The sequence below is a fragment of the Bacillus sp. AK031 genome, from assembly GCF_053903065.1.
Genome location: NZ_CP096424.1, coordinates 2,596,726 through 2,619,586 on the forward strand (window position 1 = coordinate 2,596,726; position 22,861 = coordinate 2,619,586).

General features: G+C 40.5%; 26 protein-coding genes and 1 riboswitch. Of the genes, 5 read left to right on the forward strand and 21 right to left on the reverse strand.

The window, feature by feature from the left end; all coding sequences use genetic code 11:
- Positions 1–162: 162 nt before the first annotated feature.
- From M1E09_RS13415 to M1E09_RS13440, 6 genes are all read right to left on the reverse strand, one after another.
- A complete protein-coding gene (locus tag M1E09_RS13415; protein WP_456271372.1) occupies positions 163–1,347 on the reverse strand; it encodes a DL-endopeptidase inhibitor IseA family protein in 1,185 nt (394 codons plus the stop codon).
- Entirely contained in the window at positions 1,328–1,849 is a 522-nt protein-coding gene (locus M1E09_RS13420; protein WP_456271373.1) for an RNA polymerase sigma factor, read from the reverse strand. Before M1E09_RS13420 ends, M1E09_RS13415 begins: the two co-directional genes overlap by 20 nt.
- A 239-nt stretch (positions 1,850–2,088) precedes the next feature.
- Entirely contained in the window at positions 2,089–2,481 is a 393-nt protein-coding gene (locus tag M1E09_RS13425; protein ID WP_456271374.1) for an NUDIX hydrolase, read from the reverse strand.
- A gap of 507 nt (positions 2,482–2,988) precedes the next feature.
- Positions 2,989–3,210 carry an EthD family reductase gene (locus tag M1E09_RS13430; protein WP_456274983.1) on the reverse strand — a complete coding sequence of 74 codons (222 nt, stop codon included), beginning with the start codon at positions 3,208–3,210 and terminating at the stop codon, positions 2,989–2,991.
- Positions 3,211–3,377: 167 nt separating this feature from the next.
- Entirely contained in the window at positions 3,378–4,106 is a 729-nt protein-coding gene (locus M1E09_RS13435; RefSeq protein ID WP_456271375.1) for a YwaF family protein, read from the reverse strand.
- Positions 4,107–4,259: 153 nt separating this feature from the next.
- A complete protein-coding gene (locus M1E09_RS13440) occupies positions 4,260–5,525 on the reverse strand; it encodes a cytochrome P450 (RefSeq protein ID WP_456271376.1) in 1,266 nt (421 codons plus the stop codon).
- 255 nt (positions 5,526–5,780) lie between these two features.
- Positions 5,781–5,881: riboswitch (purine riboswitch) on the forward strand.
- Positions 5,882–5,990: 109 nt separating this feature from the next.
- Here M1E09_RS13440 and M1E09_RS13445 point away from each other — a divergent pair.
- Positions 5,991–7,283: an NCS2 family permease gene (locus M1E09_RS13445; protein WP_456271377.1), complete on the forward strand. Its 1,293-nt coding sequence runs from the start codon at positions 5,991–5,993 to the stop codon at positions 7,281–7,283.
- A gap of 875 nt (positions 7,284–8,158) precedes the next feature.
- Here the strand turns inward: M1E09_RS13445 and M1E09_RS13450 are convergent.
- Positions 8,159–9,643, reverse strand: coding sequence for a Na+/H+ antiporter NhaC family protein (locus M1E09_RS13450; RefSeq protein WP_456271378.1), 1,485 nt, complete (start codon positions 9,641–9,643; stop codon positions 8,159–8,161).
- A gap of 239 nt (positions 9,644–9,882) precedes the next feature.
- Here M1E09_RS13450 and M1E09_RS13455 point away from each other — a divergent pair, with 239 nt between their 5' ends.
- Positions 9,883–10,380, forward strand: coding sequence for a L,D-transpeptidase family protein (locus M1E09_RS13455; protein WP_456271379.1), 498 nt, complete (start codon positions 9,883–9,885; stop codon positions 10,378–10,380).
- 27 nt (positions 10,381–10,407) lie between these two features.
- Here M1E09_RS13455 and M1E09_RS13460 read toward each other — a convergent pair whose 3' ends face one another.
- The 11 genes from M1E09_RS13460 to M1E09_RS13510 all read right to left on the reverse strand — a co-directional run bounded on the left by M1E09_RS13460 (position 10,408) and on the right by M1E09_RS13510 (position 17,963).
- Positions 10,408–10,680, reverse strand: coding sequence for a GNAT family N-acetyltransferase (locus M1E09_RS13460; protein WP_456271380.1), 273 nt, complete (start codon positions 10,678–10,680; stop codon positions 10,408–10,410).
- Between the two features lie 214 nt (positions 10,681–10,894).
- Entirely contained in the window at positions 10,895–11,731 is an 837-nt protein-coding gene (locus M1E09_RS13465) for a DUF2785 domain-containing protein (protein WP_456271381.1), read from the reverse strand.
- A gap of 8 nt (positions 11,732–11,739) precedes the next feature.
- Positions 11,740–12,291 (reverse strand): GNAT family N-acetyltransferase, encoded by a 552-nt coding sequence (locus M1E09_RS13470; RefSeq protein ID WP_456271382.1) that lies wholly within the window; start codon positions 12,289–12,291, stop codon positions 11,740–11,742.
- 204 nt (positions 12,292–12,495) lie between these two features.
- Entirely contained in the window at positions 12,496–12,837 is a 342-nt protein-coding gene (locus M1E09_RS13475; RefSeq protein WP_456271383.1) for a zinc ribbon domain-containing protein YjdM, read from the reverse strand.
- Between the two features lie 38 nt (positions 12,838–12,875).
- Positions 12,876–13,775, reverse strand: a complete 900-nt coding sequence (locus M1E09_RS13480) for an EamA family transporter (protein ID WP_456271384.1) — start codon at positions 13,773–13,775, stop codon at positions 12,876–12,878.
- Between the two features lie 4 nt (positions 13,776–13,779).
- Positions 13,780–14,274 carry a hypothetical protein gene (locus tag M1E09_RS13485; RefSeq protein WP_456271385.1) on the reverse strand — a complete coding sequence of 165 codons (495 nt, stop codon included), beginning with the start codon at positions 14,272–14,274 and terminating at the stop codon, positions 13,780–13,782.
- A 59-nt stretch (positions 14,275–14,333) separates the two neighbouring features.
- Positions 14,334–14,609: a YiaA/YiaB family inner membrane protein gene (locus M1E09_RS13490; RefSeq protein ID WP_456271386.1), complete on the reverse strand. Its 276-nt coding sequence runs from the start codon at positions 14,607–14,609 to the stop codon at positions 14,334–14,336.
- A gap of 179 nt (positions 14,610–14,788) precedes the next feature.
- Positions 14,789–15,361, reverse strand: a complete 573-nt coding sequence (clpP, locus tag M1E09_RS13495) for an ATP-dependent Clp endopeptidase proteolytic subunit ClpP (RefSeq protein ID WP_456271387.1) — start codon at positions 15,359–15,361, stop codon at positions 14,789–14,791.
- Positions 15,362–15,380: 19 nt separating this feature from the next.
- On the reverse strand, positions 15,381–16,061 hold the full coding sequence (locus M1E09_RS13500) for a sigma-70 family RNA polymerase sigma factor (protein ID WP_456271388.1): 681 nt from the start codon (positions 16,059–16,061) through the stop codon (positions 15,381–15,383).
- A gap of 291 nt (positions 16,062–16,352) precedes the next feature.
- The gene (locus M1E09_RS13505) at positions 16,353–16,958 is read right to left on the reverse strand and encodes an alpha/beta hydrolase (RefSeq protein ID WP_456271389.1); all 606 of its coding nucleotides are present in this window, start codon (positions 16,956–16,958) and stop codon (positions 16,353–16,355) included.
- A 21-nt stretch (positions 16,959–16,979) separates the two neighbouring features.
- Positions 16,980–17,963 carry a ring-cleaving dioxygenase gene (locus M1E09_RS13510; protein ID WP_456271390.1) on the reverse strand — a complete coding sequence of 328 codons (984 nt, stop codon included), beginning with the start codon at positions 17,961–17,963 and terminating at the stop codon, positions 16,980–16,982.
- 222 nt (positions 17,964–18,185) lie between these two features.
- On the opposite strand from M1E09_RS13510, the gene M1E09_RS13515 reads away from it, so the two are divergent.
- The 3 genes from M1E09_RS13515 (at position 18,186) to M1E09_RS13525 (ending at position 21,150) form a co-directional block, all read left to right on the forward strand.
- Entirely contained in the window at positions 18,186–19,007 is an 822-nt protein-coding gene (locus M1E09_RS13515) for a hypothetical protein (RefSeq protein WP_456271391.1), read from the forward strand.
- Between the two features lie 19 nt (positions 19,008–19,026).
- Positions 19,027–19,932, forward strand: a complete 906-nt coding sequence (locus M1E09_RS13520; protein WP_456271392.1) for a VanW family protein — start codon at positions 19,027–19,029, stop codon at positions 19,930–19,932.
- A 708-nt stretch (positions 19,933–20,640) separates the two neighbouring features.
- Positions 20,641–21,150, forward strand: coding sequence for a hypothetical protein (locus tag M1E09_RS13525; protein WP_456271393.1), 510 nt, complete (start codon positions 20,641–20,643; stop codon positions 21,148–21,150).
- A gap of 74 nt (positions 21,151–21,224) precedes the next feature.
- Here the strand turns inward: M1E09_RS13525 and M1E09_RS13530 are convergent, their stop codons facing one another.
- The 3 genes from M1E09_RS13530 to M1E09_RS13540 all read right to left on the reverse strand — a co-directional run bounded on the left by M1E09_RS13530 (position 21,225) and on the right by M1E09_RS13540 (position 22,773).
- A complete protein-coding gene (locus M1E09_RS13530) occupies positions 21,225–21,752 on the reverse strand; it encodes a GNAT family N-acetyltransferase (protein ID WP_456271394.1) in 528 nt (175 codons plus the stop codon).
- A 66-nt stretch (positions 21,753–21,818) separates the two neighbouring features.
- Positions 21,819–22,469, reverse strand: a complete 651-nt coding sequence (locus M1E09_RS13535) for a YdcF family protein (RefSeq protein WP_456274984.1) — start codon at positions 22,467–22,469, stop codon at positions 21,819–21,821.
- A 76-nt stretch (positions 22,470–22,545) separates the two neighbouring features.
- Entirely contained in the window at positions 22,546–22,773 is a 228-nt protein-coding gene (locus M1E09_RS13540) for an NIPSNAP family protein (RefSeq protein ID WP_456271395.1), read from the reverse strand.
- Positions 22,774–22,861 lie beyond the last annotated feature (88 nt).

Genomic DNA, 22,861 nt, shown 5'->3' on the forward strand with positions numbered 1-22,861 from the left:
TCTTTTTTATTTTACCATATTTTTCTTTTCACTTACCTGTTTTTTTATCACGCAGCTTCTTAATATTTCAACAGATTTAATTGATCGGTTTATTTTCCATATGAAAGACCTATGGATAAACAATCGAAAGGCAGGTCAATTCCCGACCGGCCATTCGATTGTTTATTGGATCGGCATAAATCCGACATTCCAAATTCCATCTTCGTCTTTCACCATCTGGAATCCCATCATTCGATTTGAATTATGGAATTTAATCCATCCGCTGTTTTCATCACTTTGAATGAACTCGCCCTCTTGAATTCCATTATACAACTGAAGTATGGCTGGTTTATCAGGAGGAACCAGACGGTTGTCTTCCAAATGTTGTTCCTTTGTCCACTGAACATAGCCTTCTCTGTCTGTATAGAGGGCATAAACGACCTCTTGATTGTTTTCAAGTTCAGCGTTTACATACAGCTTGGCGACACTTAATGGATCCCACTCCTGCAAATGCTCTTCGTTTAGATCCTCTGAGAATTGCTCGTAAATGGCATTTTCCGCTGGAGTCAAGGTGAATTCAGTAGTCGTCTCACCCGCAGCAGTTTCAATGTTTCCTTCCGTATTATCACCATGTGAAAAAGGCAGGATTTCATCCAGCTTCCAGCCATCCTGGAACTTAAGCGTCAGCTCAAAGATCTGAAATTGTTCTTCCCCATCTGTTTCGACAGGCACTTTATAATGGGCGATCCTGATGTTGTCACTGTCTTCCCTGAACCTCTGTATCTCTCCATCCCCCCATAGTAAGTTACCGCTAATGTATTTATTGGGCTGAGCTAATTTTCCATTTTGTTCGATGAAAGGCTGTTTTTCAAAGATTTCAGCTGCTATTTTCTCCGTATATTTTTCCTCTAAATATGAGAGAACTTTTTCTTCTGTCTGAAATTCTTCCCCCATGAAACGATACTCTTTTCCATCATATTTGAACATTGAACCCGTCTCAGGGCCTCCGCCATTTACCACAATTGAATAGTGTGCAAAAGCATTTTCGATAAGTGCTTTAGCTTCCTCTTCGGTGATCTCCGTCACAATCTGTGAGTCTTCCTCATCAACATCTGATACCGCAGGCTGTTGTTCATTGCCACTTGAACCGTTAATGCTTATCCATTCAGACCCAAAGTACATACCGACAAGCAATAATGCCGCTGCCACCAGGTTGGGAACCCAATGATTCAATTTCCTCTTGTTCATTCCCACTCCTTCTTCTTCTGCCAGCTTATTGTGCAACTCGTTTTTAAACTCCGCTCTAGGCGTTAGACCTGGTCTGTCTTTCAACGGCTTCAGAAACTGATCAACCTCTCTTTTGTTCATTAAAAATCACCACTCCTTCATTCGTCTTGGACAGTTGATTTTTCAACAATTTGATTTCCCTATGAAAATCAACTTTGACTTTTGTTTCTTTCCAATTCAGAATTTCCGCAGTTTCTTTAACCGAATACTCCTTCAGTCCTCTTAGAATGATGACATTACGAAAATCCGGTTTCAGTGTGGAAAGGGCTCTTTGAAGCATTTCCCAGTCATCAAGATGATCCATCTCTTTATCTGGTATTCCATCAAGGCTTTTTCCCATGTTTGAAATCAAATCAGGAAGCCTAGAAATCATTTTTCTTTTACGGTAAAAATCAATGGCCGTTCTTTTGGCAATCGACAGTATCCAAGTCTTCACAGTAGATTTCTCCTGAAACCTTTCATAGCTTTTAAATGCCTTTATGAATGTTTCCTGGGTTAAATCCTCTGCATCTGACCGGCTGTTTGTAAAGTATAATAAATAGTGATAAACATCATGAAAATATGTTTCATATAATTCGTCCAAGTTGGCCTTTTCCAGTCCCTTTCCCTCCTTAACTTACACATTAGTCGATTATCCTTCTGATATGGTTTCAAGATTTCAAAAAATTTTTATAAGGCCTTTAGAAAATTCCTCACTCTTGCAGCCTCGTGGGATTGATTGGAACAGACAGACCGTTCATTTGGCCGGAATTAACAAGGATAAATAAGTTACATACTTAATAAAAAAGTAGAGGAGCCCTATTTGAGCTCCTCTGATTAAGGCTATGTATATGCTAATTCTTTTATAAGAAGCAGATCCTCGGGATACATTTGCTCTAGTTGTTGATATTCCTCAATAGACTTCCAGTCAGCTTCTGCAATGTCCTGGTCGTGATCGTTTACTGCGATTTCTCCGCCATCCTTAACCACCTTGAAATAATGTGTTGTCACGTTGATCCCCTGAATAACTTTCTCTTTAACGTAGAGCCTTCTAACTATTGAAACCGTATAACCGGTTTCTTCCTTCACTTCTCTCACACAGCATTCCTCTGGCGTTTCACCTTGTTCAATCCCTCCAGTAGGGACACTCCAAATATTCGTCCCTGCACCTCTGACGACCAATACCTCTTTTTGTTCATTCAAACATATGGCTGCCGCACCATTCCATTCTCTCAATCAATTCACCCCGATACAGCTATATTTGATAATAGTATACACGTTTTTTAGAATTTTTTGATTCTTTATAGATAGGCTTTGTTAAAGAGTTATGTAGTTTTAGGAACCTACTTAAATGATGTTGCCTAATTTCCGCTCCAGGTGTGCGACTCCGCGGGGCGGGCGGTGAGCCTCCTCAGCTTCGCCTGCGGGGTTACGTTCCGGTGGGTACGTAACCTTGGTCTCACCTGTCCCGCTAATCCCGCAGGAGGTCGCATACCTTCCGCTCCAATCAACGGTTTTTTCTATATTTCACTGAATTTTTGAGATTCTAGAACTATAAGAAACGTATTTACACCTATAAAATGACCACAAAAAAACTATTCACTAATAACAGAAGCAGCAGCATAATCCATATATTTTAATTGATAAGAGATTCAGCATTAAAACCTGATTAACAACATCATCAACTAACAGAGCCTATATTTAAAAAGCCTCTTTCTCCAGTAAAGGAAAAAGAGGCTAACCTCATTCTGTCACGGCGATAATTGGTGGTTTTTCTAAATATGTCATTAAATTGGGTACATCATCAGTGACGGCTTTCCACTCAGTTGAGGAAAATGCTTCGTTCATTCCTGCAGCGTCTTCAAACTCAATTTCCATCACGATATACAATTGAAGGTCTGTATTTTGCGTATTGAGGACTTTTTGAATTATTGCACTTTTTAGATGAGGAACCTTTTCAACCAGGGGGGTATGCTGATTGAAGTAATACTTTTCAAAACCTTGTAAGTCTTTGGGTCTTTCTTACATGACAATCACCTTAGGCATAATCGCACTCTCCATTATTGATAGAATAGGAAAGGTTGTCCTACAGACAAAACCTTTCTATCTATAGTATTAGGACAGCCGGCCCATTAGTACTGCCCCCTGACTTTTCTCTTCTCTAAAATATAAAACGGAAGATAAAGCAAAGAAAACAACAATAAAGCCACTGCTTCCAGTGAAAAAATATACCCTGGGTAGGGCCCAAGAAAATCTATAGGACTTGCGTTAATTGGCTTATGAGCAAGAAACATATAGTTCGCATCAATTGCAATATCGATTAAAAACACAAAAAACGCAATAATATTTAGCGCTGCCAAGGATTTGAAAACAGATGCATATGTCACCCTGAACCCTTCAATCCAGACCATGTAGAGACAGGAAAGCACAATCGCAGTATGCGCTATAAAAAATTGAAAGTACCGGAAATGGGGGAAGCCGAAGAACAGTTCAGGTGTGATCATGGCGACAAATGCTCCTGTCATACTGACAAAGAAACTGATCTCAAATATTCTAAAGCTTCTGGTTAACAGCATTATCGTACATAAATAGAGCGATAAGGAACATAATTGAAAAGGTAAATTGATGCTGATGTCCCATTTATCGTTGACGAAATACCAGTATTGAAAAGATATTTCACCGAAAACAAGGAGACCAATCAGTAAGAATCGTAATGGCTTTTTCCAACTGGCTATTATCTCTTCTCTGAACCAGAATAGACCAAGTACCAACAAAAACATCATTGAAATAGCTAATAAATGAGAATTTGAAAATAAATCGAATGGATAATTCTCATAATCAAAGTTCAAAAACTCCCTCACTGAAATGCCCCCGCTCTTTACCACCTTTAAAGCAACGGGGGACAGTCCCCCTTGCTTTAAAGCGTTGAAACTTTAGTTTATTATAATTCTATCATGTTGACAAAAAACCCACCCTTATTGGTGAGTTTTTCTAAGCCGTTGTTTATTCTAGTGCTAGTCTATTTCCCTTGTTTGTATATTATGCATGATAAACCCGCTTTTAGGCATGGCAGGCATCCTTGCCATGCTGTAACTCAAGTCTTGGGCGGGTACATCATAGACCATTTTATTGGCAAGAAAGTTGAGGCTTTCTTTCATAATCAGCAGCGTAACCCATTCCCCTGCACATCGATGCCCCATATAATGGTCTCCTCCGCCTTGGGGAATGAAGTTAAAAGGACTCTCATTCCAGTTAACAAAACGTTCGGGATTGAAAACAGCAGGATCATCCCATAAATCCGGGTGGTGGTTGGTTCCATAAATATCAAGCATCACCAATGTACCCTTTTTGAAGTGGTAGTGCTGCCAGCTAAAGTCCTTTTTAACACGAGCACCTGTAAAAGGTGCGAAAGGATAGTATCGGCGTACCTCCTGGATAAACATTTTCCCATATTCATCCGGATCCTTTTTCAGCTTCTCTTGCACTTCAGGGTGTTCATGAAGTGCAAGAGCACCAAAAGTGATAAATCTGCCGACCGCAACCATCGGCCTAACAATGTTGATTAACTCTATTGCAGCCATATGATCACTCATCAGTTTTCCTTTTAAATCTCTATGAAAAGAAAAAATGTATGCTGCTGTATTTTCACAGGGATTGAGCTTCCTGGAGCGGATGTTCTTGATAATATTTTCAATCCATTTCTCTGTCCTTCCCCTCGCTCTTTTACCCTCTCTGTAACGTTCTCCAACTCCGCCAAATGAATCTATCATTAAAGCAAAATCTCTGGCCCTGTGTTTAACTTCATTTTCTTCAAGCGGAACCCCCGCCCACCTGCACGCTAACCGGCAGATCACTTCTTCCGTTTCTTCCATCAGGATGGCCTCTTTCTTAATATCCATCTCCTGTGCTTTTCTTTCCCACTCTTCTTTTGTCAACTCTTGCAATTGCTTTAACCGGTCAGGAGTCATTAATGACAAGAACATCCTCTTTCTCTGTTTATGATTCTCGCCGTCCATTGTTTGTATGGCACTTTCTCCAAATAAGGTCTTTTGAACTCTTTTCGGCGCGGCGCCTTTCCGAACGAATAATTCATCATTGTAAAACAGCTCTGCTGCTTCCTTTCCGCTCATGCATATTGCTTTTTGACCCAGAAGCCTGGTTTGGAAAATATCAGAATTCATATAATCCCTTCTGTTTGGGATGAATAAGTATCCTTCAGAAATCAACGAAAGCGTATGGTCCAGCCCTTTCTCCTTCGGCAGCAGACTTTTAGAATCCATCTTTGCTCATCTCCCCTTTGAAAAATATGTATAAGAATCACTCTTAAAAATATACTTGTAAGTTTCCCGCATGGACGTTAAATAAACCCGTACCTATGATAATCAAGTTATCACTTCCACACTTTAAAATAACGGTGGACTGTCCCTCAATGCTTTAACGTGTTGAAGTGTTTTCTTCATGTTAATAATTTGAATTCAATAACAATTCATGTTCCTATTGACGATTAGTTTTGATGTTGTTAAGATTTCTACTATTATATTTAAATAGTAATTCCTTGTATAAGTTCAAGAATAAGGCTTGAACGTTTCTACCGGCTACCTTAAATAGCTTGTCTACAAGGATAGGGATAACTGTATACTAGTATTCCTATCCTTATGGATAACTGCTTTGGCGGCGCTGCTGTCAAAGCTTTTTTTATATCCTGCACACCCAAACCATAATAAAGCAACAGGAGGTCCACCATCATGAGAAAGTTTTTTCAATTTGAAGAGCGTGCTACAAATTACAGGCAGGAAACTCTGGCCGGCATCACTACCTTCCTGTCCATGGCTTATATACTAGTGGTAAACCCAATAATACTGAGCCAATCCGGAATGGATAAGGGAGCATTGTTCACTGCTACAGCCCTATCAGCGATAGTAGGAACATTGCTGATAGGGATACTGGCGAATTACCCTATCGGCATTGCTCCAAGCATGGGACTGAATTCATTTTTCACTTTTTCGGTTTGTATCGGAATGGGAATCCAGTGGGAAGTTGCCCTTACAGGCGTGTTTGTGGCGGGAATCATCTTTATGCTATTGAGCCTGCTGAAAATCAGAGAAAAAATCATTAACGTCATTCCACAGGACTTAAAGCATGCAATTGCAGCTGGAATCGGCTTTTTTATTGCTTTCATCGGTTTAAAAAATGCCGGGATCATCATCTCTAATCCTGATACTTTTGTTTCAATCGGGAAGCTTGCCTCCCCTTTGACAGGGCTGGCAGTGGCTGGATTTGTCATCACCGTTTTAATGCTGGTGCGAGGGATGCATGGAGCAATCTTTATCGGAATGGTCATCACGACAATCCTTGGAATGGTATTCGGCTTAATCAGTGTCCCTAATTCAATCACAGGTAAAATACCAAGTCTCGAACCGACATTCGGCGTGGTATTTCACCATCTAGATGATATCTTCACTCCCGAAGTAGTGACAGTGATCTTCACCTTTCTCTTTGTGGCTTTTTTTGATACGGCAGGTGCCTTAATCGCTGTAGCAAGCCAGGCTGGACTAATGAGAAATAACGAGATTCCCAATGCAGGGCGTGCCTTGCTTGCAGACTCTGCGTCCGGAGTTGTTGGGGCGGTGCTGGGTACTTCCACGACAGCATCTTTCGTAGAATCCTCTGCAGGTATTGCAGTGGGAGGAAGAACGGGGTTTACCTCCATCGTTATATCAGCTTGTTTCTTTATCGCTCTTTTCTTCTCTCCAATTCTCGGGGTCATCACCCCTGAGGTCACAGCACCGGCACTCATTATCGTAGGTGCCCTTATGGCAACCGAAATGAGCAAGATTAATTGGGGCAGAATGGAAGTGGTCATTCCTTCATTCGTAACAATTCTGATGATGCCTCTGACATTCAGTATTGCAACAGGCATCGCGCTTGGCTTTATCTTATATCCACTGGCACTTATATCACAAAAGAGGTTTAAGGAAGTTCATCCAATCATGTATGCTCTTTGCATTCTTTTCACATCCTACTTCTTGTTTGTATAATGTAAAAAGAGGATGACGGTTTTTATACCCAAGTAGTTCATTTTTGGAGTATAAAAACACTATTTGTCACCTTAATTGAACTGCTTTTTTTATATGAAATCGCATACTAATCTGCACCGTGATTCGTAAGATAAAGTGCAACCAAAACTGCCGGCCTTACTGAGAAAGTGATAAGATGAAGGAGAAGGAGCAGGATAATGGAAGAAGATTTTTTGATTATAGAAAGTCCTATCCTTAAGTGAGGGGTCACAGATCCATAAATAGGGGGAGAAATTCCCCTTAAACTGCAAAACATAGCTGAGTTAGCTATAAATAAGGGGAGATTTTCCCCTTAATCCTCGCATAGCACCCCATTTTTCATGTTTTTCAAATGAATAGCGGTAAATTTTTCCCTTATTTCAACTATTTTTAGTGTCATTTCCTTAATAAGGGTAGTTTCTCCCCTTATTTTTATCAGCTCATACTGCTGATTTCATTTGGGCCCATGTGATTCCGCTCTTGGATGGCGGGGTGGGGCCACCCAGTGAACAAACGGCATTGTTACTTGAAGAAAAGCCGTCTTTCAAACAGTTAATCCGCTGCATATTTGAACCCCTTATGAAGGAGCGAATTATAACCTTAATGGACACAATTCTTTATGGTGTTTTTATGCCATTTCGCAAGTTAATTCGCTACATAAATCGCAAGACTACATCAATGTTGTGGAAACGTGTGCGAAACTAGATGCGAAAAAACACTTGAAAGATGACTTGCTGTAATACCAATAAAAAATAGCATACGAATAATGGTGAGAATTCGTATGCTAAAGACTTTGGATTTTTACGTTCTGTACCTCTAAAGTGAACTCCTTATTTTTATACCGGCAGCGTTTTTGTTTATGAATGATAATCTTTCGGCATGACCTCTTCGCCATTTTTACCGCTGTACCTAAGTCCCCAGCCTGTCAAAGCTGCGATCAGCATTACAATGAGCAATCCCCAGCCTTGGAATACAAAAGGGAATACCTCTGTAGGGCTGACAACCGGCAGGAATTCATATTCTTCCGCAGCTCCTTTGATTGTAGCCCAGGCAAGCAATACCCCTCCGCTCCAGGGAAAGATATACCCTAATGATGACGAAACGGTATCAAGGAAATTGGCCCTTCTGTATGGATGGATATTCATTTCTTTACCGATTTTACGTACAAACGGTGCGGCAGCAATTTCTGCTGCAGTATTGATTGTGATGAAGATATTCAAGAATGCGACAATTCCAAAGATGGATAACTCCGCCCTGCGAACAACATTATTGATCAACCTCAGGAAAAAGTTTTTAATGACTTCCATTGTGCCGGCCACTTCCATTAAATGAGCGGCGGCCAAGATAAATAATATTAAGATCGCCATATTGAAATATCCGCCTATTCCGTTCATTAACGCCCCTTCAACAACAGCGTTCCCTGCTTCATCCTTATAAATATGAATTACTTTGCTGAATGGAGTTCCCGATAGGAAAATGACAGCTATAGATGCAACAATCCCCCATGTAAGCGAAGTTAACAGATGATGGCCGCTTAAAGCCAAATACAGCACAAGCGCAAACGGGATCAGTAACAGCAGGCCTGCGGGCGAAACCTGTTCCTGAAGTTGCAGCATTGTTTCTGTGCTTCCTATATCACCTCCGCCGCCAAACATCACAAACAAAATCAGCGCCGGTATTGCAGCACTGATTGAATATTTAAATCGGGAACGGACAACACCCGGTACATCAGCATCCTGAGTCGTCGCTGATACAATCGTTGTATCCGAAACCGGTGCCAGATTATCCCCAAAAACAGCGCCGCTGAGTATGGCGGCAAGAAGGATTATTGGATCTGCACCTAGAATTATACCCGCGGGATACATCAAAATCCCAAAAGTAGCTACCGTCCCATACCCTGTCCCTACTGCAGTAGAAAACAGTGCAGCAAGAAGGAAGGTTAACCCGACAAACAATCCGCCTTCCAGGTTGGTTTGCAACCCAAACCAGATCAATCCATCAACCAGGCCTCCGGCTGACAGTAATTTTGCGAACATCCCTGCCCAAAACCAGGCAATCACGGCAATAACACCTATTGGCTGTGCCATGCCTGAAAACAAACTTTGAGCATAATCAGACCACTTTGATTTACAGAAGAACAGACCAATCGCAATTCCTATCACCATACCAAGAACCAGCGCTTCTTCTGTAACAAGTTCCACTACACTCAATGAAATTGCCCAAATGATGAAGAACACCAAAGGGATAGTGGCAGCAAACACCCCTCCCCTGAACTCCAGGCGTTCAATGGATTTTTCTCCAATCGCTTCATCAATCACTTGTTCTTTTTGCTTCTTATCCATAACGTTCCCCCCTAAGTTGCAGTCTCTATCAGTCTACCATTTACCGGAAAATTTTGAAAAGAATAAATAATATCAGAATAACATTTTAGTGCTTTATACCCCTTTAAACTCAATCTTCCATCCTTCCAACTACAATCTGCGAATAACATATTGATGGATATAAAAGGAAGAATCCATATTTATGCCACTTTTTCCAACCCAGTTACATAAAGTGAATTAAACAATATAGGAGGGCAGCTATGTATAAGCATACGGTTAAACCTGGAGAAACACTGTGGTCGATTTCAGAGGACTACCGGGTGTCTTTTCAGAACTTAGTAAATGTCAACAGTATCACGAATCCAAACATGATATATGTGGGGCAGAAACTAACCATTCCCGGAATTCCGAATCCTGATAACATTCCATATACAATTCAAATCTCAACAACCCAGCGCAAGCTTACACTTACAAAAGATGGATCTGTTGTCAAAACCTATCCTATTGCAGTGGGCAGAATGGTATCTTCCACCCCCACAGGGCAGTTTGTCATCATTAATAAGGCTCCTAATCCCGGCGGGCCATTTGGCACAATGTGGATGTCACTTTCAAAAAAACACTATGGAATCCACGGGACCAATAATCCCTCTTCTATTGGCAAAGCAGTATCAAAAGGATGCATTCGGATGTACAACAAAGATGTGGAAGAACTCTCAAGGACAATTCCAGTAGGCACACGGGTTATTATCAGGCAATAAAAAAGAACCCTTCGCTTGGGTTCTTTTTTATTTGAGAATGTCACGATATTGATGATTGTTTTCTAAAACGGAAGCGGCATAAGCACATTGAGACTCGATCTTATAATTCTCGTCTCTGGCGAACTGTACAGTTTCGTCAACCAGTCTTCCTCCAACCCCCTGTCCCCTTAAATCCTCTGACACATATGTGTGCTCAATGACAAGAGTATTATCTACTTTTCTAAAAACAATTTCAGCGTCGGGAGTCTGTTCCTTTTCACCAAAGAAAAATTTATTCGTGCCTTTCTTAATCTCACTCATTGCAGGTCTCCTCCTCTCCATCTAAAGTTAATTATCTATTCCTGCTTAGAAAGTTTGTTAAACTTTCAAACTCTCTTGAAGTCGTCTAATAGTGACGTCACCCTTAACCTGCCCAAATAACTAAACATTAATCTCCATCTTCCTGGCCTGGGTAGTCATCCCCATCTTTTCGTAAAAACTTACAGCCTGATTGATTGAACTCCCCTGCACCAAGCTACGATGGGTTGTAAACCACTTGATGCCAATGACCAAGAACTTTTTTGATGGTTTTTTGTGTTTCCTTATGATTTTGCAAATACTCAAGACGGAAATATAGTGACTTTAAAAAATCAGATATATTTTTCTTCCTTCTGAAAAATGGCAGGGTATATCCTGTAGACTGATTGCTTGCTTTAAGCTCAGCATTTAAAGAAATGATCCATTCATCCAGTATGTGGACCTCTAATCCTTTCTTCAACAGAGCTTCAATGGCAAAAATCAATCTTTCATCTTCATCATCCATATATACCGCTTCTTTCTCAAAGCATAAAGCAATCACTTCCAGACAAGAAGGGATTAGGGCACGATCAAAAGATGGATGGTTAATGGCTGCTGTTAAAAGATCTGCACCGTGAGCAATGCTGTGAGCCCAGCCTTTTCCCGAGACAAAACCGCGGGTATCTCTTTCTTCTTTTAAATAGTTGATTGATTTATCTATTGCGCTTTGGATGAGTGTTTCCGGCAGTTGCAGACCGTTTGAATCCTTTTCAAGAATAAGGGCAGCTGCCAATGATGAAAAGCTTCTGGTGAATACTGAATCAGTAAATCTCTTGCCTATTTCATAAAACAAATGCTCCTCATCCAATACTTTCATCAGCAATTTCCTTTCCTGTTCGATGGAAAGGATATCACTGTTTACCCATCTTGCCAGGGTACTGTAAATCAAGGTATCTCTCAGTTCAGGGTCAGGATGGCCGATATCTTCGATCATTTCTGTGAGCAGCCTGTCAATATTAGCAATGTTTAGATCACCTGTACTATGGTATTCTTGTAAAATGCTTTTCAAGTCCATATCAAACCTCAATTCTTGTTATTCTTCCATTCTTCTGCCAGTATTCCATATACTTCATGATCAACATATTGATCATAAAGCCTCTCTGCCTGCCTGATTCTTCCTTCATTAACAAAACCCAGCCTTTCAGGAACGCTTCTGCTTTTTCGATTTTCCACTGCTGCCCGGATTTCCACTTTATTCAATTTCAGTTCGCTAAAGGCATAGGCAGTCAAAGCTTTAGCAGTTTCAGTCATAATTCCATGGCCTTGAAAATCCTGTCCAAGCCAATACCCTATGTAAGCAGTCCGGTTGGACCAGTCAATTTTGTTGAAGCCGGCTGTCCCAGCTATTTCACCTTTAAAAAGGATAAGCGCAGTCAAACTTTTCTGTTCAGCATAACTTGTAAGGCAGAATTTAATGAATTCTTTTGTGTCTTCAGCTGACCTGGTTCCATCAAGCCATGGGAGCCATTCACGCAAATATTCTCTGGAGGAATTTGTCAGGTTGTATAATTTTTCAGCATCATTCAGTTCAGGCAGCTTCAAAGATAGGTTTTCATTGATAATATGTTTAAACATTTTCACACCCGCTCCTTAATAGTAATAAGTCATTCTCATTTTCTGAAGATTCCACTTCTATAAATAATCTATCGGCAAATCACTCGCAGACTTTATGTACTTGTATAATTCACATTCGTATAAGCTTAGAAAATAAACTTAATAAACGTCCAGAGGTTGCTCCCCAGACGCTTTACGTGGTGTTTTCTTATACAAAATTAAAAACTATGCCTTCTTGACAAATTCTGATTTTAAGTTCATTGGACCAAAGCCTTCAATTTTGCAGTCAATGTTATGATCTCCATCAACCAGCCTGATGTTTTTCACCTTTGTTCCTATCTTAAGAACAGAGGAGCTTCCTTTGACTTTTAAATCTTTAATGACCGTAACGGTATCGCCGGCACTTAATTCATTTCCGTTTGCATCTCTGATCACTTTCACTTCTTCAGAACCCGAACCTGCTGAATTCAATGTCCATTCGTGGGCACATTCCGGACAAACGATCAACCTTCCATCCTCATAAGTGTATTCTGAACTGCATTTAGGGCAGCTTGGCAATTCGTGCATTTATAAATCCTCCATTTCAGTCGCATCTTTAGACGTATTTATTCTTCTGCTTTAAGAACACGTTTCTTAAAGCGTGGTAAATTGGAGACTATTATAGCAAGCAGAATAAGTATAACACCAACCCACTGCATATAAGTAACAGATTCCTTTAATATCATCATGGAAAGCCCAATCGTGACCGGCAATTCTGCCGACCCCAAAATACTCCCCATTCCCGATCCTATTTTCGGCATGCCATATGCAAATAAAAACGGAGGTATGAACACACCAAAAAAACCAAGAAGTGTTCCATAATACCCTATACTTGAAATATCTCCTGCGCCTTGCTTCACCACTTCCGGCAGGAATGTTACCGCAACGACCAGAAGGCTTCCAGTAACCATATAAAAACTCCGCTGGACTGCAGGCAATTCCGGTGCAACCCTTGCATTGGCAAATATGAATATAGCAAAGGCTGCTGCTGCCAACAATCCGAACACGACTCCTCTGCTATCAACCGCAATTACATCACCGATATTGATAATATTACTGCTAAAAATAGTCCCGATGAATAATATGACTATTGATAGGAATGTTTTTTTCCTTGGCATTTTCCTGTCCAGGAATCCTTCAATCAGAATACCCATCCAAACAAATTGAAATAGCAGAATGATAGCAAATGATGCTTCCACAGTCTCTAATGACAGATAATAGAAGATACCAACCAAGCCTGAGGGGACCCCGCCCGCCATTAATAACATCTTTTTCTTCCGGTTAATCCTCGGAAGGTCTTTTGCTAATATCCAGAATACGGTGATCATCAGCCAGCCGGTTATAAATTGTGCAAGCGACACTTCTGCTGTTTTAATACCTTCTCTATACGATACTTTTACAATGGTCGAAAGGACGCCGTAGGAACAAGCTCCAATAAAAACAGCAATTAGGTACTTAAGTTTCATCGTATCATTCCTCCAGCAGATCTAAGCCGGAGTTGGATGTGGAAATTTTTTTGAAATGTTCTTCTATCTGCTGACAGTGCTCCTCGTCATGCTCAATCAATCCCTTAAAGTAATGGCTCCAGGTGATATCCTTCCCAGCCATAGGCTGACTGAAAATCTCCTTCGGCAAGGCTTCGACCATGGATACGAGCAACAAGCGGGTTTTTTTAAAATCCTGAATAATCTCGGCTGGTGTCCTTTTCTTTGCATATGACGCTGCACCATCATTTAATTGTTGTACATCGACTGTGTCAGACCTCGGTTCTTCCTTTAAAAGGAACGGTTTCAATCGGTTATCGATAACAAATTTGTCCCAGAAGCTAAAATGGGCAATAACTTCAACTGGTCCCCAAGCACCCTCTCGAATTGGGAGAACCCAATATGACTCCGGCACTTCCTGCCAAGTTAATACCCAATCGATGATTTTTGTTTTCTCCTTGATAATCCGCTGTTTTTCCATAACGCCCTCCTATAATAATAAAAAGCGCAGGTAATTTAACATTCTGCGCTGCTGATGACTTATATATTATTGCTTGTTCCATTGCTGCTGTTCGTTCTGGTTTGTTGTTGTTCAGCAAGGATCTCGTTGTCTTCGGCATTATCCCTGGTCACCTTCTGAGTCAAAATGGCACCCACTGCAACCAGGATCATGACTGCAATATAATAGCCTTTTTCGTTTAATTCCAAGCTGGTCTCATTGTATAGGCCAATCGAAAACAAACCCACGCCTGCAAACAAAGTAAAGTATGATAAAACGGTAAAGGCCGGGGTGTTCCTTCTTCTATACCTATGCATCACAACACCTCATTTCAAAAATTATATGAACAAACTGAATATACCATAATTTTCTTGCGAAGTGGATAAAAATTTACCATTCTTGAAACTCTGAGTGCAGGCTCAATAACAGTAATGTTGACTATTTCTTAGTTGCACAGCAAAAAAAGAGCTCCCTATGGGAACCCGATATTTGACAGTCAAACGATTTTGTCTATTATTCCATACTCCAAGGCTTCTTTTGCTGACATGAAATAGTCTCTATCTGTGTCTGAAGCAACTTTTTCAATATTTTGCCCCGTGCGCTCGGCAATAATAGTATTAATGTGAGCTTTAAGCTTTAAAATCCTCTTAGCAGAGATTTCTATGTCTGTCGCCTGCCCTCTTGCTCCGCCGAGCGGTTGATGGATCATAATCTCACTGTTTGGCAGCGCCAATCTTTTACCCTTGGTTCCTGCCAGGAGCAGCATCGCTCCAAAAGATGCTGCCATCCCCGTACAAATCGTGCAAATTTCCGGTTTAATATACTGCATTGTATCAAAAATGGCGAATCCGGCGGATGTTGAACCTCCCGGGCTATTAATATAGAGGGAGATGTCTTTTTCACTATCCTCTGCAGCAAGAAATAATAGCTGCGCCACTACACTATTAGCAACGTGATCATTAATTTCTTCGCCAATCATAATGATTCTGTCTCTCAGCAGTCTTGAGTAGATATCATAGGATCTTTCTCCACCTTTTGTTTGTTCGATGACATATGGAACTGTTCCCATTGTTGCCCTCCATTCCGATTTAGGCAGCAAGAATCGGACTTCTCTGGAATGATCTTTGTATCCCACTCGAAAGCAATGTTGATGTCCGGTACTCCATAGAAGGTTCTGAGGTTGTCTCTTTTGTTTCCTTTAACAGCCTTATCATCATGGATGGAGACTCGTTTATAAGACCATCAGTTAACAACCTGGAGATTTGTGAGAGATCTCCGTCTGCATCTTCCAAGCAGCCGGTTTTCAAACGAGTCCTCATTCTGAATAGGGATGCTTTAACAGCACCCTCTGTTGAAGCAATCTCTTCAGCAATTTCTTTAAAGCTATATAGGAATACATCTTTCAACAGAAAAGTCACCGTTTGCTGCATCGTGAAATTCTTTAACAGCTTTTCTATCACATTTTCAACCTCTAATGAACATACCTGTTCTTTACACCTGTCAAGCTGATTCTCCATTAACTTTGTTTCTTTTGCGTTCTTTCTCACGGTATCTATCCAGTTATTTCTGGCTATCGTGTACAGCAACCCTGTGCTTAATGAGGAAGGACTTTTAGAATATGTCCTCAAAACCCTTAAAACGGTTTCCTGGGCAAGGTCGTCACCATCCCAGCTGTTTCCTGCAAGTTTGCAGCAGTAAGATTTTAATTTTGGATAATAATCCATTAACTGTTCCGCGGTTTGGGGTGTATTGCTAAGCTTAGCTCTCAAAACTGATCACTCCTTTTTGCACCTCTATATTAGAAACGTATAAGCCGGCCAAAAGGTTACGGGGTTTAAAAAGTTTCCGGACCATATTATTGCAGCCCTTCCCTAATGAATTCATTTTCATTAAAATACATACTGATTTTCACCTATTTATCAGCTTTTTCAGACAGGGAATTGAAATCCACTTCAATTCCCCTTATTCATTTTGTTAAATTATAGCACACATCAATTGAATTTATTCCCAATTAAAAATGCAGGAGCCGCTGGGCACTCCTGCATTTTCTATCCTCATTATTACATTTTTTCTTTAAACCAATCGGCAGCTTTTACAACTTCTTCTCTGGTCAATTGATGCCCGCCTCTGGTCCAGAATTCAGTAACATCTGCATTCGCTTTTGTCAGGTCATTAATGAGTTCTTTGGTCTCCTTAGCGGGTATGAGCGGATCATTTTCACCCGCAGCTATAAAGACAGGGGTTCCGGTTAAATCGGCCATTTTCGATCCACGAATCGGAACCATTGCATGAAATAATACAGCTCCTCTAACGGCATCTTTATAATGGTACATCATACTCGCAGCTATATTGGCTCCGTTTGAATAGCCAATTGCAATCACTTGGCTGCGGTCAAAGTCGTACCTTTCCGCACATTCGTCAATAAATTCTTTCAATTCTTTGGTCCTGTATACCAGATCTTCTTCATCAAACACACCTTCAGAGAGCCTTCTGAAAAAACGGTTCATCCCGTTTTCCGAAATATTTCCCCTCACTCCCAACACTGGGTATTCAGGGGCAATCATCTCCGCCAGCGGAAGCAGGTCTCGTTCATTTCCTCCAGTACCATGAAGAAGCAGCAGGGTCGGCCCTTTCTGATTTTTTCCCGGCTTAAATATGTGTTCCATCTTCATCCTCCTTCTATTCGTTTATTCTTTCGTTTTCAGAGGCTTCAATCTTGCTTCAATCTGGTCGCGCTGGTCTTCAAAATAAGGTGGAAGTGCGAGATTTTCTCCCAGGTGTTCAAAATCTTCATCACCTTCAAACCCAGGACCATCAGTGGCAAGTTCGAAAAGAATTCCGTTTGCTTCTCTAAAGTATAAAGAACGGAAGTAATATCTCTCTACAAATCCTGAGCTGGGGATACGCAATTCTTTTAGAAGCTCTACCCATTTTTTTAATTCCTCTTCATTTTCCACCCTGAAAGCAACATGATGGACACTTCCGCGTCCCGGCCTTTCCACCGGAAGGTCAGGGCGTTCTATCAGGTGGACTTCAGCTCCAGTACCTCCTTCCCCGGTCTCCAGCACGGAAACCTCAAATTCCTTTCCATCCACTGTCATTGAATAACTGCTTTTATTTCGATAGCCCATTAAGTCGGTCAGGATCTTCTCGGTTTTTTCCCTTTTTGCGACAGTAAGATGAATCGGACCCAATCCGCGAATCGCATATTCTTCAGGTACAGGGCTTTTCTCCCAAGGCTTCCCGCCTTCTACACCCTTGTTGTTTTCATCAGATACAAGCATAAGCCTCTGTCCTTCAAAATCTCTGAAAGAAAGAACTGCTCTCCCACTTTCAGTTGATATTCCATCATGATCAACCCCATGTGCTTCCAATCGTTTCAACCAATAACTCAGGGATTTATCTGAAGGAACGCGTAATGAAGTTGTCGAGATGCTATTGGTACCATGGTAGGTGTTTCCAGCATGTGGTATTTCAAAAAAGGTTAAATCTGTTCCCGGATTACCTCTTTCATCAGCATAAAACAGGTGATAAACAGATGTATCATCCTGATTCACTGTTTTTTTGACAAGGCGCATTCCTAAAATTTGTGTATAAAAGTTAAAATTCTCTTTTGCATTAGCAGTGATGGCGGAAACGTGGTGCTGGCCTTTCAAAGGTTTCAAATCCATTTTAACTCCTCCTTATAACAACTCTATTTTCTTCATAATGTGAGTGTTATTGCGTTTATTGATCTTTTCTTAATTGTAACGTTATTTATCTCAAATTAAAAATATTTTAGATTGAAACTTCACAAACACGGTTCCTTGTTGTTTCCATTTTTTTTTGGCTATTCTTATTGAAATTCAGCGCAAAATAATGATATTACCTTACATTCGGAGTTGATTAATTTTGTGAGAAAGCTTGTCATCATTTTTATTATACTTTCTGTTTTGGCTGGTCAGCATACGCAAAATACCTTTGGAAAAACAGGTACGGCAATTGATTATTATATCGAAATGTCCTCTTGGGAAAAGGTGGATGAAATTCTTCCACGCAAATCGGTCTTTACTGTCATTGATGTTGAAACCGGTGAACATTTCAAGGTTCAAAGACGGGCTGGGAGCAGGCACGCAGATGTTCAGCCACTTACTTTTAAAGATACTAAAATCATGAAAAATATTTACGGCGGCAGCTGGAGCTGGAAACGCAGGGCAGTCCTGGTGTACTCCAACAATCTATTGATAGCCGCTTCCATGCACGGCATGCCTCATGGAGCAGGAGCACTGAAAAATGGTTTTCCCGGGCACTTTTGCATCCATTTTAAAGGGAGCTCGACACATAAGACAGGAAAGCCGGACCTGTCCCATAATCTTATGATTTTAAAGGCAGGAGGAAAACTTGACCCGTTTTTAAAGGAACTACCTCCCGTTGCTGTGCTGGAGGTATTCCTTGCGGGCGTAAAGAATAATGACGAGGATCTTATCAGGAAAACCGGCACATCCCGGAAAACAAACATTGAAATTGCCGACAAAGTCGAGGCTCTGAAATGGAGTATTAATTCAGCCGATCAGGAAAAGCAGAAGCCATTAGTTTCCACAGTCCAAGTAGACATCCAGCTTTTCATTAAAGAAACAGGCCCCATAAATACTAACATTGCCTTCCATATTGTGAGAACCTCACCAACATCCCCGTGGAAAGTTGATGGGAGCCCTTTGTTCGAATTGCTTAGATAAATTCAAGGAGGTGAATATTTTGAGTCTTTTTCTTTCTATACTGATGGCACTCCAGATTCATACTGCCCCACCGGAACTTACCGTAAATCATGATGGAGAAACCATTTTCAAACTTAATCGGTCTGAATTTGAATCAAGTCCTTATCCGGAATATCTGATCGACCATAAGAAATTAGATGAATTAATGCATTCGGTTAATGAACAAATCTCAACAGAACCCACCAATGCATCTCTCAATGACCATGGAATAATCGTCGGAGAGAAAAATGGACGAATGCTGGACTATCTTAAATTTAAAAAGAATTTCTATCGAGCTTTTTATAATAACACCTCCGCTTCTCTGGAAGTTCCATTAAAAACCGTTTATCCAAAAGTGGACAGCGAACTTCTCGAGAGAATCAAGCGCAAACGGATCAGCCATTATGTTACCTACTTTAACAGCCGTAATAAAGAAAGAGTCCATAACATCAAACTCGCCTCTGAAGCGATCAACAATCATGTAGTGTTTCCTGGAGAAACTTTCTCATTTAATCGAGTCGTAGGAAAGCGGACTGTTTCAAAAGGATATCTCCCGGCACCTGTCATAGTAAAAGGCGAGTTGACTGAAGGTGTGGGGGGAGGAATCTGCCAAGTGTCTTCAACTTTGTTTAATGCAGTTGACCGTGCAGGGGTAAAGATCCTGGAGAGGTACTCACATAGCAGAAATGTTCCTTATGTTCCCCCAAAGCGTGATGCTACCGTCAGTTGGTATGGTCCTGACTTCACTTTTAAGAATCAGCATAACCAGCCACTGCTCATCCGTTCCCGTGTGATTGGAGGCCAGATGATCATAATGGTATTTTCTTCCGAAGATATCGACTTTGACCAAAAAGACATTCCGAGCGCCCCATCTAAGGTTACAAGTGAAGTAAATACAAATTATTAAGCAGTGTTTCCTACGGATAAGGGGTTCGGGGTTCGGATTTCGAATACAAAAACTAAATTATCACACCAATCAGCAGTCCAATCCGCAACTGAATTAGACTGCTTCTTTTTGCTGTTTATAAGGGTTAATACGCTAAATCCGCCATAAATCTCGACCCCCTTTTAACATGGTGTCATAGGTTTTTGTCAACATGAAAATTCAAATGCTAAACCGTTATAACAATTGGTGTGTTACAAACTAGCAGGGGGGTTTTTGAGAGACTGATAAATGAAGCGGACATTCTTCCTTAATTCTGAGTAACCTATGAATATTTATACAATAAGGGTAGTTTTTCCCGTTATTCTTGATAATAGGGCTAGATTCGGGGAAATAAGGGGAATTTTTCCTCTTAAGGTAAAGTCAAATCGTCCATTTTTATGTTTTTGGAGCAAATAGGAGGAATTCTTCCCTCTATTTACTCTATTTTTCGTGCTGTTTCCTCAATAAGAGGAATTTCTCCTCTTATTTTGGCAGCTTATTTCATGAGGATTCTTGGATATTCGGAAATCACTAACCAGTGCTTATCTTGGAATAAAAATGCTTCGAGCATGTGTCTCCTAGCTCCAAGCATTTTTCTTCCGCTTGCTTTATCATTTAAAGAAGCCATTCATAATATATGGTATAATTAGCATATTATTTAGAATTATCAAATTTCAATCAGGAGGTAACATGTTATTATATATTGCTTTTGCCGTTCTTATAATCAACTTGGTTTTCTTCTTAGCCAAGTGGCTTGCTCCTGAGTCAGAACTCCTTAACAGTTTTAAAAAAACTTCTCATTTCTGGTGGACTCAAGTTGTGCTTTTACTCATTTGCGGTTATTTTTTCGGTGCCCATTTTTACGGATTGTCCAAAGCTGAATGGTATACCAGCCCTATTTTCGAAAGAGAATCACAACTGTATGTAGGTGAACAAAATGGACCCGCTATACGCCACGAGGCATTTGCATTTGCAGGCAGTCCTTTTGAAACGGAAATCATCATCCCCGGCATCAGGGATGGAGAAAAGGCCATATTGTCTCCCGTATCGGAAAAAGGTGAAACCATTGAATCCATTCACATTAAAGCCAATGATGAAAGCTCACCTCTAACCATCACGTTCCCGGAAAAAGGGCAGTGGAGAATAGATGTTGAAGTTGAAGGAGATGAGAGAGGCTCTATTGTATTGGAGGTAAAGTAACCTGTCCTGTTGACGGCTGTTCATTAGAAACAGAAGGCACCGCGCCTTCTGTTTTTTCTACCGGTCTATATAGCTTATTTATTGCTGATCCAATACCTTTTGATAACGTTCCCATTTTCTTCAATATAATCAGCGTCTGCCTTGCCGCTGTTTTTTAAAATTGTTTTTTCCGAACCAATATTTCCTTCATCGCAGACAACCAAAACTTTCTCAATTCCCAGTTCTTTCGTTTTTTCTAAAGATAGGGACAAAATTTGGGTGGCATATCCCTTTCTTCTAGCCGAAGGCCGAATTCCATACCCAATATGCCCCCCTGCATTCATAAGGTTCTCTGTTAATGAATGCCTGATATTTACAGCCCCTACAATCGCTTGGTCAGTGTCTACAAGCCAATAGGTAGAATCAGGAACCCATCCTTCAGGAAGACCTAGCCCTTTTGAATTATTATCGAGGAACGTGAGCATTCCCTGGAAATCAGTCGGGTCCTTTTCAATAACCCATGGGACCATATCCTCACCACAGTCTTTCCACTCTTGGTAAAACTCAAGATACTGTTCCTGCAATTCCATTGTCGGCTGTACGAGGGTTACATTTTTGGCCATCTCTTCACCTCCTATGTAAATTTCAACTATATTACCATATATTTCAATATTAATAAATAAAAAGATTTATAGAGGACTAATATCTCCGCGTTCTCCATACTTGAGGATCCTCAGAAATTCACCCCATACTCGGTTTCTTCCTGTTTCACTTTTACTCCAGGTGTTCCTGTTTACTATTGTTCCATTATATTCAGCATCAAATGAAAAAGGAATATACCTAATATGGTCTCCCAGATGTTTGACCAGCGTCCTTTCCTGACGTCCTGCAACATGGCTTTTACATATATACATGATTGTTTGAGTGTTTGTGAAGTTATAAATCTCTTTAGCATATAAAACGTTTTCCAATGAATTTGAAGAACGATTTTCGTAAATTATATTTCCAGATGGTACTCCAGCCTTCACAAGATGTGTAATGATAACTTCAGCTTCAGTAGCCTGACCCTCTTTCCATTCCTGATGGGGCACCCCTGTCAGACTCCTTCCACCTGTGACAATTATCGTTCTGCATAGATTCTTCTGATAGGCTTCAATTGCCTTCTCCCAATGGCCAGGATGTGTACCGCTGAATATAAACAAGACATCACTTTCTATAAGTTCCCTGGCTTCCCCAAAAACAATTTCTGTTAGATTTTTGATCTTCCGCTCGGTAAATTCCGGCGCTTCCGGTTCTTTTGAAATTATTGGTTTCATCCTAACATTTCTCCTCTTTTTCATATTCACCTGTCATCTCCCAAAACTCTTGTTGGCTATCGAGAAACAATGGCTGCAATGACGACTTTCTCTTTTTTGCTTATTTATGCAGTTTTGTCTGTTTTATTTGCTGTTCAATCATTTCATATTCTTGATAGCTATCATATTTCCATATAGCTGTTATTTTCTCCTTGGATGTATCAACCCATCTCCCAACAAGATGTGCTCCTTGCTTCTTTTGATTAGGCAGCAGATATTTATGGGAAAATTCATTAAACACCCCCAATTGTTCTTCATTTATCCTGTACGTTTTCACTTGATAAATCAATATCACCACACCTTTATTCATTATTATACTGTTTTGTTCGGTTTTTGCAATATATTATTTCTCTTTTATTCTCATTTGTTAATGAAAA